Source organism: Erwinia sp. 009765445, from assembly GCF_058137865.1.
This window is the reverse complement of the sequence record NZ_JBYUWC010000018.1, coordinates 18,882-36,576: the sequence shown is the minus strand read 5'-3', so window position 1 is coordinate 36,576 and position 17,695 is coordinate 18,882. Positions and strand designations below refer to the sequence as shown.

Genomic DNA, 17,695 nt, shown 5'->3' with positions numbered 1-17,695 from the left:
GTGATAGGTTATCAAAATGTTTTAATGACTGAGCATTTATTCTTCAGTCGGAAGAATCTGACAAAATCAGAACAATCTCCAGCCATTTTTATTAAAAAATTTCAACATTGACGATGAGAACATAAGAATATGCTTAAGTCCTTTTTTTGAAGCGTTACCACCGTGATGAATAACTTGCACTTGAGGAACATAAGCAACATCTGTCTGTTGAACAGCACGATAGCTGAGATCGGTATCTTCGAAGTAGAGAAAAAAATCAGGGTCGAACCCTTTAAGTTCTTGCAAAACCGAATTCCGGAAAAACATGAAACACCCACTTACAATCGGGGGATTCCAGTAGACGTTTATACCATCAATCTGGTCAACCATATTGTATAAATCTAACTTATGTTTTAGGAATTTCTTTATCCAAGTTGGCGCAAAGCCGCGGACTAAAAGCGTCAGGACGCTTGGATAGCGTTTACAAAGAAATTGTCGTTGACCGTCTTCCCACCGCGCAAGAGGTGAGAGCAGACCACAATTTGGATGCAAGTTGAAAAATTGGAGTGCCTGTTCTAATGAGGATTCGTCTAAGATAATATCGGGATTAAGGATGAGGTGATAATCAACATCGTTAGTCATAGCAAGATTATGTGCTCTGCCATATCCTAAATTTTTTCCGGTGATAATCACGGAGCAAAATGAATAATTCTCTTCAAGTTGAAAATGAATCTGTTGTTTTTCGTTGAATCCATTTTCAATAAGAATGATCTGTACTGAGATATCCTGACAACGTTCAAGCGCCTTAATAAGTGAATCCATTAAATTGAAAATATCATCATCTATAAAGAACGTCACCACAGAAATACGTATTATTCGTGCACTTTCGATCATAGCATATGCTTCTTTATGGATACGATTTATTTTGGTATGTATTTGCCCGATCTGTTGATAATACCATGATAAAGACCGCGAGTAACTGCTGAAATATTTTTCTTTTTACTTTCTGAAAACAATATAAGAATGGATATTTTAGAAATTAGTTTAATAGCGTCTATCAATTTCCAACTTATCGGTATATAACTTCTCTTATAAAGAAGTAATGCATTACGTACCATATAGTAATGCCGCAAAGGGGAATGAACTGCAACATGCCTGCCAAATACATTGATATGGTCGTCACCTAAAGCATGATGCATTTTTGCTGAAAAACAACCATATGAGCGATATCCTTCAGAGCGAGCGCGTAATGCCCATTCTATATCGACATAATCGATAAAAAGACTTCCGTCCATCATCCCTATAACGGGTAAATGACAAACAGGCAGTAAGGAACCTGAAGCAATAACATGGTCGACCTCAACAATATTTTCACTGCCATGTTCTGACATTTTTACAATACTGAACTGCTCAACACGTATGAAACGTGCTCTGGAGCGGTGCTCATTATCAATAAAGTTAGGCCCAATGGCAGCCGCTTCAGGGTATTTTTTGATAGCTGTGAGGAGCTCGGAAACCATGTTACTCTCAGGTATACTGTCCTGATCCATTAAAAGTATATAGTCATATTTTCTGAAGATGGCAATCTCAATGCCATGGTTCTGAGCTGATGCTATACCAACATTTTCATTGAATGAAAATAATTCTATAGTGGGGCAATATGTGGTTAATCGTTCCGCTATTTCGCCAACATTAACAGAATTATTATCTACAACCAGGATATCTACATGGCTTGATGTCAGAATATCAAACTGTTCAAAAAGTGTCGTAATATCCGGTTGATAAGTAACAGTAATAGCTAAAACTCTACTTTTCACTCCACTCCATCCTGAGTTAAAAGGGCCACAGGCCCTTTTTTTTAGTGAGTTGTGAGATAAATATCTACTAATTCATTATATTGTTCATCAAAAGAACGAATATGAGCATGTGGGGAAGCCTCCAATTTGCCCTGTGGCATACTTTTGAAGTGCGCCAGGGTTTGGTTAATGGCAACTTTCAATCTCTCAGCGTCATTGTCAAACGGGATAACAAGTCCGTTCTGGCCCTCAATGATATCTTCAGCCGCCCCACCCGCATCAGAAGTAATAACCCATACATTACGAATCAAAGCTTCCCTGACTGTCAGACCAAAACTTTCTTTAGACTGAGTCGGGTAAAGCAAAACGTCAATACTACTGTAAAATGCGTCCATGTCTTGTTGAGTAAATGCGGGTACGACTGTATAACTCGGAAAGTTTTCCAAATCATTTTTACTGAAAGAGGAAAAACCTAAATTTAAAGTGTTATCAACAATGACTAATTCCACATCAGCAGAGGAAAAGCCCTTAAAAGCAGCCTGAATTAAATGGAAACCTTTTATATGTGTATTACCACCAATGTACCCAAAACGAATTTTAGTTGGGACCTGACGATCGGGCATGACCACGGGATAATTAACGCCATTCTTATTCAATATCGTGTTACTAAAACCTTCATTCACATAAAGATCATGAGTGAATTGGCTTGGTGCCAGGATTTTATGTACCAGAGACAATGCGTTACGCTTCTTGATAACATAGTATCTACCCTCTTCTTTATCAAAGATAGGTTTAGTCTCATGCCCCGTTAGCACACCTCGTTCTTTATGTTTATCATCATAACTGAGTATGAATTGATTTTCATAAAGCCACCAAAAATCATGAGCCGTCATAATGACAGGTATATTTCTGCTCTTGCAGAGATCAACCATAGAAAGGCCTAATCCCTGAATGGAATGAAGATGCACAATATCTGGTTTTACAATATCCAGCACTTGTTGGAAGGGAATATCAATTTTTTTGTTTAAAATCTGATCGGTTTCAGATACAAAAGAAGGCAGCCCGATACCAAAACATTCATGCTTATAAGCACCATAACGACGAAGTTGATAAGGTGCTGCATATTCTTCAGATAAAGATGTCAAAACATGAATATTGATATCTTGATTCTGATCGAAACGTTTATTCATCTCCTCAGCAACAACGGTCGCACCACCAAATGAACGGGGATTATAATAGCAGTTAACAGAAAGGACATTCTTCCGTTCGTTTGCGTGAATACGGATAAAGTCATCAGTTAAATGTGAAACTTGCTGATGCGCTATATTTTCTGGTGAATAGTGATGAAGAACCGTATTCTGAGCCTTATGCCCGGTATCATGGCGAAGTTCAGCAGAATCGATCAGTTGGTTCAGTACAGATTCCCATTCCCCGGTCGACTCACACAGGAAGCCGTTCTCCCCATGTTCAATCACTCTGCTGAATGTTGGTCGCGGAGAACAAACACTTGGAAGACCCAATATCGATGCTTCAATATATTTAATATTACTTTTTGAGTAATTAAATACGTAATCTTCCAGGGGAGCAAGGTTAATATCACATTCTGCCAGCACCCTCAGATAATCCTGATAAGGACAAAGCGCCACTCGTTCTATTTGAGACTGTACATCATCAAAAGAAGAAGGAAGATCGAGTTCTCCAATTAATCTGAAATGAACATTTTGGTTCGCCTTGAGGACATTCAAAATCGCCTGGGAAGCTTCAAGAAAATCAATATTATGAGTCGTTGTTCCCGAACCATACACAATACGAATGATGCCGTCCGTCTCGCTGAGACGACTTGAAGATATCCCCTGAGCAGTAATGATTGTTTCAGGGTCCAGTGCATTCTCAATAACGTATGCATAAGGTGCACCAGCGGCGACCATTGCGTCAGCAAGATGCTGTGTTGAAGCAATAACACCTCTGCATTTCAACATCGCTCTTTTATACAGCGCCGCACCATCAAGAAGAGCATTATAGGTATGTTTGTCTAATGCCTGTAGAGTTTTGCTATGGCGCATCACTTCCTGATCAAAAATGAGGTCATCGACTTCCCAGAATGTTGGCAGATTAAGTCGTTCACATTCAGCAAAAACAGGGTCCATAGTCTCATAACCAGGAACCCGGTAAAAAATGACCAAAGAATGACTCTGCAACGCTTCAATGCACTCATTTTGTTGACTCCAGTGCAATACAGTCGTTGGTATACCCAATTTCTTGAAAAGTTCAACTTTTTGATCGACACGATATTTTTTGCACTGCGGAATAGATAACTCCGAAATAAGTAAAATCTTCGGCATCAACAAATCTTGTGCAAGCACGTCCACCGCTCCAAGGCTCTTTCTTTCAACAATAGTTGATGAATGATGCAATTGATTCAGGAACCTGACTTTATCGATAATACCACGCAAGCCTTTCTGTTGATAAATTATTTTCGCTCGGGAAATACTACTTTTAATACCATAAGTGCTTACCACACGCTTAGAAACCTCTAATCCTTTCTTTATTTTTCTTAATTCAGTCACAGATTTACGTAAAGGTAAGGTCAGTTTCCAACTGGTTGATGTTCTTAGAGCATTATTATCATATGAAAGACGTTGAATTAATTGGTCCTTCTCATTGATGTCTTTATTTTTAATTTCTATTTCTAGTCTTAAGGTATCTTCGATACTTTTATAAAAAACCACATCTCGTTCAAGTTGTTCGATTGTGGCAGTATCATTACGATTAGTTTCAACTAATCGGGACCATTCCATTTCAGGAAATGTTGGCATATCACGCCATGGATTATTACTTTGATCTTGCGGAGTATTGAAAGAACCATTAATCTTTTGATGACCTTCAACTACGGTTTCAATTTCACCGGAGATGACACGTGGCCCCAAAACATTACTCTCTTTCTTTCTTTTTTGAATAATACACAGGGAATTAATAAATTGCACTGAATGAATTTCAGTATAATCGACATTATCAAATTCGTCACATTGATAATATTCATAAAACGGTTTCAGGTATTCATGTTCACTTTTTGCAGTGCCCCAGTGTTCATAATTTGGGATATCACCAAGTTTTTTAAGGAAAGCCATGGAAGAGTATGGGTCGTAAAGCCCACCCTCAAAATTCTGCCAGTAACTGCAGTGAAGATCCTCAATGATATAATATCCATCTTCCTTAATTAAAGGAAAATAGAGTAGAAAAGACTTTATGATGTCTGATGAATCATGAGATCCATCATCAATGATCACATCAAATTCCGGTGATATTTTTTCAATTCGTTCTTTAACTTCTTGAGTTGATGAATCACCAATGACCACACTGATATTATTTTTATCATAGGTCAGCAGTGAACACTTCTCATCAATATCACAGCCAATGATGTTAACCGCATTTGGAAAATATTGAGACCAAATGTCCAGTGAACCACCGTTCTGTACACCTATCTCTAGAAAACTAACGGGTAAAGGTTGTAGTTTTGATAAAGTTTCATGGTAAGTATTTAAATAAATAGACCATTTATCCGAAGATTTACCGTGATGATTCTCATAAAGTTCAAATAGTGTTTTCATTTAATATCCAGCTTCACTTCATCAAATTTAATACCAACAAGACCCCATCGTACTTCACTCGATGAAACATTTATAATTAACGCATCATGCAACCAGTGATGCTGAACATGATTGTTGATGTCACCATTAGCCAGGGAAATCATCATCGAGTATTCACCATTAGGCAACATGGGCAGCGTGAAAATATATTCAGCTTTGAATTTTTCACCGGCGGCAACTTGAACAGTATGGGTATTAGTGAAAGGAAGTGTATTTTCACCAAACAGTACCTGTCCCAAACGGTCTTTTACCAAAAAGCCAATGATTGGAGAGCCAAAAGCTTCATGTGCCTGAGCTTCTATGGTTAATTTTACCTTCTCTCCGCCTTTGAATACGTGTAGCGTATTTCCCGTCATTATTTCAGCGAAATTGACTGTAATAATCTCTCCCGCCCCGGTTTTCCAACCATTGGCATTGTTCAGATTATCTTCAATTCCGTATTGAGACCGGTAATCGATTACAGTGGTCTTTGAACCATCAACCTCATTTTCGACAATCGTCAGTTCTTCATCACTGACTGTCTCATCTTTCAAACTCTGTAACTTAGCATCATCTCCATAGACTTCCTGCAAAGTGTACTGGAGATATTTCTCGGCAACATTTTTTGCTTTACCTGAGGTAATCATCTCTCCCTGATGAAGCCAGATCGCTTTATCACAAAGATTTATAACTGAATTGGTATCATGGCTGACAAACAAAAGCGTGCCGTTTTCTTTAAATTTCCGTATAAAACGCATGCATTTTTGAGTAAATACAGCATCTCCTACAGCCAGAGCTTCATCGACGACTAATATCTCAGCATCAACATGAGCAATAACAGCAAATGCGAGACGAACATACATCCCGCTTGAATATGTTTTTACAGGTTGATTAATATAATCGCCTATTTCAGCGAAGGCTAAAATATCATCATAACGATCTCTGATTTGCTCATTACTCAGCCCATAAAGCGATGCAGCCATAAAAACGTTTTCATGGCCAGTAAACTCGGGGTTGAACCCGGCACCAAGTTCAAGCAGGGCGGCAATTTTCCCATTAACTTTAATCTGACCATCCGTTGGGTTTAACGTCCCACAAATCATTTGTAAAAGAGTAGATTTACCGGAGCCGTTTCTGCCAATGATACCTACCGTTTCTCCCTTTTTCAGGCTGAATGAAACATCTTTTAGTGCCCAGAATTCACGGTATAACTGTTTACGGCTGCGGAAAAACATCTGGAGCAGTCGATCTTTCGGGGTATCATAAATCTGATAACACTTACTCAGTCCCTTTACTTCAATGATATTATCAGATGACATCAGCAAACCCCTTACGCGTCTTCTGGAACCAGTAGAAGCCGAACCACGCAACAACAGTGCTTATCACCATGCCTCTTACCCAGGGGTACCATTCAGGAATTCTTCCCCAATACATCACATCGCGAGCTTGTTCAATGAACAACGCCAGTGGATTTAGCAGAAGCAACGGCCGGACACTGGCGGGTAATGCCGACGTGGGAAAGAAAATAGGCGAGAGGAACATCAACACCATGGTGATAATACCGACTAACTGGCTGACATCACGGAGATAAACGCCCAATGAAGCCAGCAACCAACTCAGACCTAACGTCATTAATATGAGAGGTAGCATGACCAGAGGTAATAAAATAAGCGTTACATGAGGTAAGCCTACCTCGACGAGATAAAACACCAGCCAGACAATACAGCTGATAAAGAAGTGAAAAAGAGCGGCACCCATATTTACCAACGGTAGTATTTCTAAGGGGAAAATGACTTTTTTTACATAGTTAGCGTTGGCAATGATCGTCGTTGGCGCTCTGTTAACACATTCTGAAAATAAATTAAATATTATCAAGCCTGAAAAAAGAACCAATGCAAAGGCTGATTTTGACGTACTTCCTTCACTCCACTTAGCCTGAAAGACCACACTGAATACAAAAGTGTAAACCACTAACATCAAAATAGGCGTAAAAAATGACCACAGTAAACCTAATACAGACCCGCGATACCGGCTGATAACTTCACGTTTAGTTAAAGAATATATTAATCGCCGATTATTAAATGTGTTTCTAAACACATCGCCCGTGGTTTTAACAAGGGTGTTCATTCAAAAACCTCAGCATTATCGAAACCTGGTGCAAGCTGGTCTTTCTCAGAGAGAAGTGCGTCTGTCACTCCCCAGTCAATGCCAATACGTTCATCATTCCACAGAATTGAACGCTCGCTTTCTTTGGCATAATAATTAGTAGTTTTATAGACGAATTCGGCTGTTTCACTTAGCGTGACAAAGCCATGGGCAAATCCCTCAGGAATCCATAGCTGACGTTTGTTATCTGCACTAAGATTGACACCAACCCATTTTCCAAAAGAAGGTGAGCTACGACGAATATCGACCGCAATATCTAATACCGCACCTTCAACGCAACGCACCAATTTCCCTTGCGCGCTAGGGTTTAATTGATAATGCAGACCACGCAAAACACCTTTAGTGGATTTAGAATGGTTGTCCTGAACGAAGTCGACATGATACCCTACCGCTTCGTCAAAAGTTTTTTGGCTGAAACTTTCAAAAAAGAAACCCCGATGATCACCAAAAACGTTAGGTTCAAATATAAGTACTTCTGCTAAAGACGTTTTAATAACCTTCACAATTAATTCCTTTATTTCATTACAACCGGATTTACTTTTTAATCAAATTAAGCAAATACTTACCGTAGTCATTTTTACTCAGCGGTTTAGCCAGCGTTTTCAACTGTTCGGCGTCAATAAACTTCATACGGTAGGCAATCTCTTCAGGGCAGCATACTTTGAGGCCCTGACGGGTTTCGATCGTCTGGATAAAATTGTTGGCTTCCATCATGCTCTGATGGGTGCCGGTATCCAGCCAGGCATGACCACGCCCCATAATCGAAACGGAGAGTTTGCCTTTTTCCATGTAAATACGGTTTACATCGGTAATTTCCAGTTCACCACGTGGTGATGGCTTCAGCGATTTAGCAATTTCCACAACGCTATTATCGTAAAAATACAGGCCGGTTACCGCGTAATTGCTCTTCGGATGCTCAGGTTTCTCCACCAGAGAAATTGCTTTACCATTATCATCGAACTCAACCACACCGTAACGTTCCGGATCCTGGACGTGATAGGCAAACACAGTTGCGCCCTGCTTTTTATTGCAGGCTTCTTCAAGCTGTTTCGTCAGGTCATGTCCGTAGAAAATATTATCACCAAGGATTAGCGCACAGGCATCATCACCAATAAATTCTTCGCCAAGAATAAATGCCTGAGCCAGACCGTCAGGACTTTCCTGAACTTTATACTGGATTGTCAGGCCCCACTGTGAACCATCACCGAGCAGGCTTTCAAAACGTGGGGTATCCTGAGGAGTGCTGATGATCAGAATGTCACGAATGCCTGCCATCATCAGCGTACTCAGCGGGTAATAAATCATGGGCTTATCATAGATAGGCAGAAGTTGCTTACTGACTGCCATCGTTACAGGATAGAGCCTGGTCCCGGATCCGCCCGCTAAGATAATACCTTTATTCTTTGTCATAATGCATTGCACCAATTTAGCCGCATTTTTCAATGCTGAATTTTAGAATTTATCCAATGATTTCAGTGAGCATACGCTCTACACCAACACGCCAGTCTGGCAATGTTAGTTCAAAATTCTGCTGGAATTTCGTGATATCCAGTCGTGAATTAGCAGGTCGCTTAGCCGGGGTCGGGAAGGCAGATGTGGCAACTGGATTGATTTTGCTAACCTGCAGTTCAAGCCCTTTTTCACGGCCTGAACTGATAACATAGGAAGCATATTCATGCCAGGTTGTCGTGCCACTGGCGATAAGGTGGTATATGCCTGTAAGCCCGGATTGTGCTTTTGCTTTACGAATGGCATGAGCGGTGCAATCTGCAATCAGCTCAGCCCCCGTGGGAGCACCAAACTGGTCATTAATCACCGAGAGTTCATCTCTGTCTTTTGCCAGCTTCAACATGGTCTTCGCAAAATTATTGCCTTTTGCGGCATAGACCCAGCTGGTACGAAAGATCAAGTAGTTACTGCAGGCTGCTGAAATGGCTTCTTCACCGTCACGCTTGGTTTTGCCGTAAACGCTGAGAGGCTCAGTGGCATCGGTTTCAGCCCATGGCTTATTGCCCTGACCGTTGAAAACATAATCCGTTGAGTAATGAACCAGCAGAGCCCCCACTTTTTCTGCAGCTTCAGCCATTGAGGCCACAGCAACAGTGTTCAGAACGGCCGCGACTTCCGGTTCTGATTCAGCTTTATCAACTGCGGTATGCGCGGCAGCGTTAACGATGACATCAGGTTTAACGGCCAGAATGGTGGCAGCAATACCGGCAGGGTCCGATAAGTCACCACAGTATTCTGTTGAATGACGATCCAGAGCAATCAGGTTGCCCAGAGGAGCCAGCGCTCGCTGCAACTCCCAGCCAACCTGACCATTTTTACCCAGTAAAAGAATCTTCATCAGTCACGCTTCTCGTAGTTTTGTTCAATCCAGCTCTGATAGGCGCCGCTTTTAACGTTATCAATCCATTCATTATTGGTCAGATACCACTGAACAGTTTTACGTAATCCGCTTTCAAAGGTCTCCTGAGGTTTCCACCCAAGATCTTTCTGGATTTTGCTCGAATCGATGGCGTAACGTCGGTCATGGCCAGGACGATCGTTAACATAAGTAATCAAGTCCGCGTAACGGCCCTCTGTCGGCCTCAGCTCATCGAGCAGTTCACAGACAATTTCAACAACCTCAAGGTTTTTCTTCTCGTTATGGCCGCCAATATTATAGGTGCTGCCCACTTCCGCTTCAGTAACCACTTTATACAGTGCACGAGCATGATCTTCGACATAGAGCCAGTCGCGGATCTGATCGCCTTTGCCGTAGACAGGCAATGGCTTTTTCTCCAGCGCGTTGATGATAATCAGCGGAATCAATTTTTCCGGGAAGTGATAGGGACCGTAGTTATTGGAACAGTTGGTAATGATGACAGGCAGCTTGTAGGTGCGCCCCCATGCCCGAACCAGATGGTCGCTCGCTGCTTTAGTGGAAGAGTATGGGCTACTTGGTGCATAGGGGGTTGTCTCGGTAAACAACGGAAGCTCGCCACTCATCTCATCCGGATGGGGCAAATCGCCATAGACTTCATCCGTCGAGATATGGTGGAAACGGAACGCCTGTTTTTTTTCATCGCTGAGAGCGTTCCAGTACTGACGAGTGGCTTCCAGCAGGCTATAAGTGCCCACCACGTTGGTCTGTACAAAATCCGCCGGGCCGGTAATGGACCGGTCAACATGGCTTTCCGCCGCCAGGTGCATGATGGCATCCGGTTTTAACTCGTTCATCACTTTGATCAGGCCGTTGGTGTCACAAATATCCAACTGGACGAACTGATAACGCTCACTGTCGCTGACATTTTTAATGGATTCAAGGTTGCCAGCATAGGTCAACTTGTCCACGTTGATAACGGAATCCTGCGTATCCTGGATGATATGTCTTACAACTGCTGAACCAATGAATCCAGCGCCACCAGTGATCAAAATCTTCATATCAGGTCTCTAAACGGAAGTGATTTGGAACAATAACCGTAGATTATTGGGCTATCAGGTCATGTTGATTGAATAAATTTCAGCCATGCTACCGCCCCTGGGTTAGCGGCCCCAGTGTGCAGTCTGAAATTTTAAGCTGAATCCCTGCTTACTTTTCATCTCACTATGGTATGAACAAGCCGCCCTGCTTGTCTAACACTATGAATATAAATTCATTTATTTACCACACCTGAGACAACATGACTCAGAGGTACAACCTGTAATTGTATCATTCAGCAATTATGAAAACTAACTAAAATAAGAATTATCCGGACAGACCCAGTGCGCATAATCAATTATTAGCTCTGTAGCCCCCTGCTGCCTGAACCCGACGGATAAGTGAACAACTCTCCAGATTACAAACGCGACGAAATAAAAAATGCTATATACCATGCATATTTTTTAATCTTTTTAAATTCAATTTTAATGTAGTCGCTTTACCTGAGCTTCTCCTGCGCCAGACAGACAAAAGCCCAGCATTTAGCTGGGCTTATATTGTAGTCATAGCATGGATAACTGCTATTTATACCCATTTGGATTATGGCTCTGCCAGTTCCAGGTATCGCGCATCATCTCGTCGATGCCGCGGGAGACACGCCAGTTCAGCTCTTTATCAGCCAGAGAGGCGTCGGCCCAGAACGCGGCGAGGTCGCCATCACGACGTGGAGAGATCTGGTAAGGCACCGGACGGCCGGAGGCTTTTTCAAACGCCTTAACCATTTCCAGCACTGAGTACCCTTCCCCGGCTCCCAGATTATAGGCTTTATAACCGTTGATGGCAGGCAGGTGGTCCAGTGCTTTCAGGTGGCCTTCGGCCAGGTCCATCACGTGGATGTAATCACGCACGCCGGTGCCGTCTTTAGTGGGATAGTCATCACCGAAGATGCCCAACTTCTCCAGACGGCCAATCGCGACCTGAGCAATATAAGGCAGCAGGTTGTTTGGAATACCGTTCGGATCTTCACCAATCTGGCCTGACTCATGCGCACCAACCGGGTTGAAGTAACGCAGGGCGATAACTTTGAAGTCAGGGTTCGCTTTGGCGTAGTCGCGCAGAATAAATTCCACCATCAGCTTCGACGTGCCGTATGGGCTGGTGGTGCCGCCGATCTGCGTGGTTTCCACATAAGGAACAGGTGCATCCGCACCGTACACGGTGGCAGAAGAACTGAAGATAAACTGGTTCACACCTGCCGCACGCATCTCTTCCAACAGCACCAGTGTGCCGGTGACGTTGTTCTGGTAATATTCCAGCGGCATGCGGGTGGATTCACCCACGGCTTTCAGGCCCGCGAAGTGGATAACAGCAGAGATATCGTGCTGGGCGAACAGGTCGCGCAGGCAGGAACGGTCGAGGATATCACCTTCACAAAAAACCGCTTTTTTGCCGGTCAGCTGTTCTACACGGTTGACCGACTCGCGTGAAGCATTGCTCAGATTGTCCAGTACCACTACGTCATCGCCGCGCTCAAGCAGCGTCAGAACAGTGTGTGAACCGATGTAGCCCGCACCACCCGTTACTAAAATGGCCATTTTGACTCCTTACCACCGCGCGGCTGCCGCGCGGTCATCGTGAGATTGGGATTATTTAGCGAGGATTTTCTGGATTTCTTCGCGGAACTCACGTCCCTGCGCGTTGTTTCTCAGACCCCATGAAACGAAGGCTTTCATATAACCCAGCTTACGGCCACAGTCAAAACTTGTGCCACTCAGCAGATGAGCGTCAACCGGCTGTTTTTTCGCAAGAGCAGCAATGGCATCGGTCAGCTGGTAACGACCCCATGCTCCCGGCTCCAGGTTTTCCAGCTCTGCCCAGATATCAGCAGAAAGCACATAACGGCCCACGGCAGCCAGGTCTGAACCCAGCGCCTGAGCATTTTCAGGTTTCTCAACGAAGTCAACGATCTGGCTGGTCTGGCCCGGGTTATCCATCACATCCTGAGTTTTGATCACCGAGTACTCAGACAGATCCGCTTCTGGCATATGATGAGCCAGCACCTGGCTACGGTGGGTCTCTTCGAAACGCGCCACCATGGCGGCCAGGTTATAACGCAGTGGATCGGCAGTAGAGTCATCCAGCAGCACATCTGGCAGGACCACAACAAAAGCTTCATCGTGCAGCATCGGGCGTGCGCACAGGATGGAGTTGGCCAGGCCCAGCGGCTGTGGCTGGCGGACGTTCATGATAGTCACGCCCGGTGGGCAGATAGACTGAACCTCGCTCAGCAGCGAACGCTTAACGCGCGCTTCCAGCAGGGCTTCCAGCTCGTAAGAGGTGTCAAAGTGGTTTTCAACTGCATTCTTGGACGCATGAGTGACCAGCACAATTTCCTTGATACCTGCCGCCACGCACTCGTCGATGATGTACTGAATCATCGGCTTGTCCACGACTGGCAGCATCTCTTTAGGAATGGCTTTTGTAGCAGGGAGCATGTGCATACCCAGACCCGCAACGGGGATAACTGCTTTAAGCTTGGTCATATTTTTTCCATATAAATGAAGTAAAAAACGTTCAACGATTATGCATTAAAGAGATGATTAGCAAGTATAATCTTAATCTGAAAATTTAGCAGCGCTGGCCTTCAAATTAGCGACAGATCACAGACAATCGCCACGAAATCTGTTTTATCCCGGCAATAAAAAAAGGCAACCTCCTGAGAGGTCACCTTTTTATTTTCTGGCTTTCAGATTATAACCAACCGGTAAACCATTCCGGCATCACAAATAAATTGTAATAACTGACCAGCCCCATGATCCCGGCAAACGCCACCGAGACGGAAACCCACTGACGGGCATAAGGCAGGAAGCGAATGCCAATCACCGGTTTGATAAAGAACGGGTGGGCAAAGGCTGAAATCAGCACCTGAGAGATCGACAGCGTCAGCGCCACGTACCAGACATTTGGATAAATCCAGGTGGTCGCCAGCACCAGCACCACAATGATGCTCGCCACGATATTCCAGTAGAACTCGACGTTGGTCCGGCCGTTTGCCTGCGATATCGCCCCGGTCAGGCCGCCCATCGGACGCAGCATACCAAACAGCAGCATCAGAGGGATCAGGTGTCCTACCGCCTCGTGCGAGGAGCCGTACAGCACCCGGACAATCACCGGCGACAGAATACCGATAGCCAGATACATCAGGCTGCTGAACAGCATAATCGCCAGCGTGCCTTTCAGGAATAGCTTCTGCAACTGCTCCGGTTCGTGTTGTTTCTCAGCAAAGCGTGGCAGCGCCAGACGGTTGATCACCGGTGAGACCAGCTTCAGCGGCTGCAGCACCAGCTCCTTCGCCAGCGAGTAAATCCCCAGCATTTCCGCGCCCATCACTTTACCGACGATCAGGGAGTCAGCCTGAGTACGCAGCTGGTTAATTGTCTGGGAACCCAACTGATAAACGCCATATTTGATCGAGCTGAAGAACGTGGCCTTATCAAATTCAAAGGTAGGCCGCCAGGATTTTTCACCAAACCAGATCATACAAAGAATACGCATAGCGGCGTTGGAAAATAATCCGAGAATTACAGCTGAAACATTGAGCGAAGAGTAATAAAGCATTCCGACGGTGAATGCAAACGCCAGGAATTTCGTCACCATCTCTATTTTAGCCAGCAGAACCATCTTCTTGGCTTTGATAAAGTGTGCCTGATATTGCGACAGTGAGCCGAGCACCAGGAAATTCAGGCTGGTCAGCATAATCAGTCCGGTCAGCTGCGGGATATGGTAGAAATAAGCAATCGGCCAGGCAATGGCGATTAACAGCAAACCAGTCAGCAGGCTGAGCAGAACATTCACCCAGTAGATGGTGCTCTGTTCTTTACGGGTGATGTTCTGGCGGTGAACGATATAGCTGCTCATCCCCATATCCTGTAGCACCATGGCCACCGCGAGAATAGCGTTGATAATGGCGAGGATACCCAGTTCATGGACTTCCAGTTTTCGTGCCAGCACGCCTAACTGCACCACCTGTAACGCGGCGGCAAAACAGGTACCGCCAAACAGCCATACGGCCTGGGACTTTAAACTACTCACGCAAGTTGCTCCAGAAGTTCAGCCAGCTGGCGGTAAGCAATGTGCTGGTTGAATTCCGTTTCCACCTTTTGACGTGCTGCCGCCACCACTGGTGCGATATCCACATCGCTTTTAGCCAGTTTTAACAGGATCTCTGAAAGCGCACGGGCATCGCCCTCTGGCGCCAGCCAGCCTGAAACATTATTTTCGATCAGTTCAGGAATACCGCTGTGGTCGCTGGAGACCACTGGCAGGCCCACGGCCATCGCTTCCATCAGCGCCACCGGGATCCCCTCCATATCACCGTCCGCTGCGGTCAACGAAGGCAGCAGGAAAATATCCGCTTCGTCAAGGTAGCGTTTGATCTCTTCCTGCGGCCTGAAGCCCACCATTTTCACGCAGTCTTCCAGATTGGCTGAGCGAATGGTATTGCGCAGCTCCTCTTCCATATCACCGTTACCAACAATGGTGTATTCGAAGTTAGCGCCCTGCTCTTTCAGGTGCTTGCAGGCTTCTACCGCCACACCTAACCCTTTCTTCTCGGTCAGACGGGCCACCGAAACGATACGCAGCGGCGAATGCAGACCATCCCGAACTTTGAGATTGAATTTCTCCGGCTCGATACCCATCCGCGTCACGTGGATCTTCTCCGGCGGACAACCCATGGCGATCAGTTTATTTTCCCACAGATGGCTGATCGGCAGCAGCAGTTCGGTCTGGCGGAACAGGTTGGTGTAGTCCAGCTTATGCTCCTCCAGAATATGGCGGCGGGAAATATCCGCGCCATGGAACACCGTGGCCTGCTTGCCGCGCAGCACGTTCAGTTCGCGCAGCTTGTTCGCCAGCGCACCGGCATAACCAAAATGCACGAGAAATACGTCAGCGGTGAAGGTCTGCTTCGCCCCGGCCACAATGGCCGGTAGCAGAAGTTTGCTGGACTGGGCGCCGTAGCGCCCGATGTTCAGCGATCGTATGGTGGTCGGACTGAGCATTTTTGGCAGCACAATCTTCAGACGCTGCTTGAGCTTCTCGGCGTTGGAAGAAGTATCTTCCGGCAGCAGATAGTGGGTTTTCTCAGCCAGATTGTAGCTGTCAAACGCACCATGTCGGTTATCCAGGTCGCCCGGGAAGACGGAGATGATCTCCACGTCATAGCCCTGATCGATAAAATACGTTACCTGATTCAGGACAAAGGTCTCGGACGCCACCGGAAAACGCATTGTGAAAAACGTAAGTTTCATCTGTTCACCCTAAACTCTGACGACGTCTTCAGTTATGTTGTTGCCAAGCACCCGCTCCTGAGCGACAGCGCTGTCAACCTGTTGTTTAACCGCTTCATAATTTTCAAGAATGCCGTAAACTTTGCTGATAATCGTTCCGTCCATCAGGCTTTTTACGTCCGAAGCCATTTCTGGCAGTCCAAGCTGGTTCATCACGCCCAGAGATTTGTGTTCATAGTTGATGGCCACAGCCGGCGTACCGAAATTCATCGAAATAATTGCCGAGTGGAGGCGGGTACCGATGGTGAGGTGACTCTCGCCCAGCAGAATGCCCAGCTCAAGGTCGTTAAACTCATCCATAACCACGTGGTATTTGTCTTTTTGTACCACGCGATCGCGCAGCGTCATCGCCACCATCCGGTCATCTTTATTGTAGCTGTCGATGCCCGTGCAGGTAGACAGGGCCACAACCTGATAGCCCTTGTCGATCATTGCGTTGATCACCTTACCAAACGCCATCTCATATTCCTGCTGGGTGACCCCAAGACGCTTGTCAAAAGGTGCCAGCTCGCGGACGGTGATCGCAATGGTTTTTGTTGAGGCGATCAGCTTCTGCCAGTGCAGCAGGTTATGGCCCGGCTGCTCTACAGAGCGGGCGCGAACCAGGAAGGCCGTATCCGCACCGGAAATCACTTTTTCCGTGGTGATATTACCCTGCTTCATCATCTCCAGACTCACGCTCTCGCGCAGCACCAGGCTGTTAACGCGGGAGAAGACGAAGTTGGCAATCTCGTTAAATCTTTCCTTCTGGAAAGGCCCCACGCTGTGCCCTACCAGATAAATGGGCTTCTTTGCCAGTAACGCGCAAAGGGAATGCTCAAACTGTAACGGACCATACAGGTCAACAAAGAATGAGCCACCAACCTGAATGACCGCATCATACTGCTTCAGCTTGTGGGTAAAATCCTGCAGGTATTTCGGCACGGAGAAAAACTTAAAGATGCCCTTGCCGCTGATATGCGCCATCATGATCTTCGGCATCAGACGACGTTTGACCTTATCGGTCAGTTTGTTCTTTCCCTTTTTGGTTTCGAGGAAAAGTTCGTCCGGCATAATTTCCTGCTGAAGCAGATAGCCTGAACTGGTTGGGTAGCGACTGATGACATCAATTTCCAGATCGTTCCTTGCAAGGTTAAGCGAGTCAATGAGGCCACGTAATATGGCACCATCACCACGGTTACCACAGGTATGATTGCCAACTAATAAAATCTTCATAAGAACTCCAGAAAAAAGCTTTTCATCCCACAGGACTAAGCCACCCATAACAGACTGATAAACATATATTTTTAACTAATGTATTCACCCGGTGAAAACTTTTAGCATCATTCGGAGCGCCCCCTGTCAGAGAGACCCGAGAATAGTCAGGAGCGGCTG

General features: G+C 45.3%; 14 protein-coding genes. All 14 read right to left on the bottom strand.

All coding sequences use genetic code 11. The features are described from left to right. Positions 1-66 precede the first annotated feature (66 nt). The 14 genes from AC3Y5R_RS18650 to wcaK all read right to left on the bottom strand — a co-directional run bounded on the left by AC3Y5R_RS18650 (position 67) and on the right by wcaK (position 17,536). Positions 67-873: a glycosyltransferase gene (locus tag AC3Y5R_RS18650; RefSeq protein ID WP_489922562.1), complete on the bottom strand. Its 807-nt coding sequence runs from the start codon at positions 871-873 to the stop codon at positions 67-69. 26 nt (positions 874-899) lie between these two features. Beyond that, a complete protein-coding gene (locus AC3Y5R_RS18645) occupies positions 900-1,796 on the bottom strand; it encodes a glycosyltransferase family 2 protein (RefSeq protein WP_489922561.1) in 897 nt (298 codons plus the stop codon). 41 nt (positions 1,797-1,837) lie between these two features. Beyond that, entirely contained in the window at positions 1,838-5,383 is a 3,546-nt protein-coding gene (locus tag AC3Y5R_RS18640) for a glycosyltransferase (protein WP_489922560.1), read from the bottom strand. Further along, positions 5,380-6,720 (bottom strand): ABC transporter ATP-binding protein, encoded by a 1,341-nt coding sequence (locus AC3Y5R_RS18635; protein ID WP_489922559.1) that lies wholly within the window; start codon positions 6,718-6,720, stop codon positions 5,380-5,382. The genes AC3Y5R_RS18640 and AC3Y5R_RS18635 overlap by 4 nt, the downstream gene beginning before the upstream one ends. Next, positions 6,710-7,528, bottom strand: a complete 819-nt coding sequence (locus AC3Y5R_RS18630) for an ABC transporter permease (RefSeq protein ID WP_158783532.1) — start codon at positions 7,526-7,528, stop codon at positions 6,710-6,712. The genes AC3Y5R_RS18635 and AC3Y5R_RS18630 overlap by 11 nt, the downstream gene beginning before the upstream one ends. Further along, on the bottom strand, positions 7,525-8,070 hold the full coding sequence (gene rfbC / locus AC3Y5R_RS18625) for a dTDP-4-dehydrorhamnose 3,5-epimerase (RefSeq protein WP_489922558.1): 546 nt from the start codon (positions 8,068-8,070) through the stop codon (positions 7,525-7,527). Before rfbC ends, AC3Y5R_RS18630 begins: the two co-directional genes overlap by 4 nt. 31 nt (positions 8,071-8,101) lie before the next feature. After that, positions 8,102-8,977: a glucose-1-phosphate thymidylyltransferase RfbA gene (gene rfbA, locus AC3Y5R_RS18620; protein ID WP_489922557.1), complete on the bottom strand. Its 876-nt coding sequence runs from the start codon at positions 8,975-8,977 to the stop codon at positions 8,102-8,104. 49 nt (positions 8,978-9,026) lie between these two features. Then, on the bottom strand, positions 9,027-9,914 hold the full coding sequence (rfbD, locus tag AC3Y5R_RS18615; protein ID WP_489922556.1) for a dTDP-4-dehydrorhamnose reductase: 888 nt from the start codon (positions 9,912-9,914) through the stop codon (positions 9,027-9,029). Beyond that, positions 9,914-10,993, bottom strand: a complete 1,080-nt coding sequence (rfbB, locus tag AC3Y5R_RS18610; protein ID WP_489922555.1) for a dTDP-glucose 4,6-dehydratase — start codon at positions 10,991-10,993, stop codon at positions 9,914-9,916. The genes rfbD and rfbB overlap by 1 nt, the downstream gene beginning before the upstream one ends. Positions 10,994-11,551: 558 nt before the next feature. Then, positions 11,552-12,565 carry a UDP-glucose 4-epimerase GalE gene (gene galE / locus AC3Y5R_RS18605; protein WP_158783537.1) on the bottom strand — a complete coding sequence of 338 codons (1,014 nt, stop codon included), beginning with the start codon at positions 12,563-12,565 and terminating at the stop codon, positions 11,552-11,554. 51 nt (positions 12,566-12,616) lie between these two features. Further along, a complete protein-coding gene (gene galF / locus AC3Y5R_RS18600) occupies positions 12,617-13,513 on the bottom strand; it encodes a UTP--glucose-1-phosphate uridylyltransferase GalF (protein WP_489922554.1) in 897 nt (298 codons plus the stop codon). Positions 13,514-13,721: 208 nt separating this feature from the next. Continuing rightward, positions 13,722-15,062 (bottom strand): lipopolysaccharide biosynthesis protein, encoded by a 1,341-nt coding sequence (locus tag AC3Y5R_RS18595; RefSeq protein WP_489922553.1) that lies wholly within the window; start codon positions 15,060-15,062, stop codon positions 13,722-13,724. Continuing rightward, the gene (locus AC3Y5R_RS18590) at positions 15,059-16,282 is read right to left on the bottom strand and encodes a glycosyltransferase (RefSeq protein ID WP_489922552.1); all 1,224 of its coding nucleotides are present in this window, start codon (positions 16,280-16,282) and stop codon (positions 15,059-15,061) included. The genes AC3Y5R_RS18595 and AC3Y5R_RS18590 overlap by 4 nt, the downstream gene beginning before the upstream one ends. A 9-nt stretch (positions 16,283-16,291) precedes the next feature. Next, entirely contained in the window at positions 16,292-17,536 is a 1,245-nt protein-coding gene (wcaK, locus tag AC3Y5R_RS18585) for a colanic acid biosynthesis pyruvyl transferase WcaK (protein ID WP_489922551.1), read from the bottom strand. Between the last annotated feature and the right edge of the window lie 159 nt (positions 17,537-17,695).

What these genes read in the sequence shown, in the direction of transcription:
- AC3Y5R_RS18640 (WP_489922560.1), bottom strand. Translation starts at nt 5,383, where the DNA reads ATGAAAACACTATTTGAACTTTATGAGAATCATCACGGTAAATCTTCG.
- wcaK (WP_489922551.1), bottom strand. Translation starts at nt 17,536, where the DNA reads ATGAAGATTTTATTAGTTGGCAATCATACCTGTGGTAACCGTGGTGAT.
- galF (WP_489922554.1), bottom strand. Translation starts at nt 13,513, where the DNA reads ATGACCAAGCTTAAAGCAGTTATCCCCGTTGCGGGTCTGGGTATGCAC.
- rfbA (WP_489922557.1), bottom strand. Translation starts at nt 8,977, where the DNA reads ATGACAAAGAATAAAGGTATTATCTTAGCGGGCGGATCCGGGACCAGG.
- AC3Y5R_RS18590 (WP_489922552.1), bottom strand. Translation starts at nt 16,282, where the DNA reads ATGAAACTTACGTTTTTCACAATGCGTTTTCCGGTGGCGTCCGAGACC.
- rfbB (WP_489922555.1), bottom strand. Translation starts at nt 10,993, where the DNA reads ATGAAGATTTTGATCACTGGTGGCGCTGGATTCATTGGTTCAGCAGTT.
- AC3Y5R_RS18630 (WP_158783532.1), bottom strand. Translation starts at nt 7,528, where the DNA reads ATGAACACCCTTGTTAAAACCACGGGCGATGTGTTTAGAAACACATTT.
- AC3Y5R_RS18650 (WP_489922562.1), bottom strand. Translation starts at nt 873, where the DNA reads ATGATCGAAAGTGCACGAATAATACGTATTTCTGTGGTGACGTTCTTT.
- rfbD (WP_489922556.1), bottom strand. Translation starts at nt 9,914, where the DNA reads ATGAAGATTCTTTTACTGGGTAAAAATGGTCAGGTTGGCTGGGAGTTG.
- galE (WP_158783537.1), bottom strand. Translation starts at nt 12,565, where the DNA reads ATGGCCATTTTAGTAACGGGTGGTGCGGGCTACATCGGTTCACACACT.
- AC3Y5R_RS18635 (WP_489922559.1), bottom strand. Translation starts at nt 6,720, where the DNA reads ATGTCATCTGATAATATCATTGAAGTAAAGGGACTGAGTAAGTGTTAT.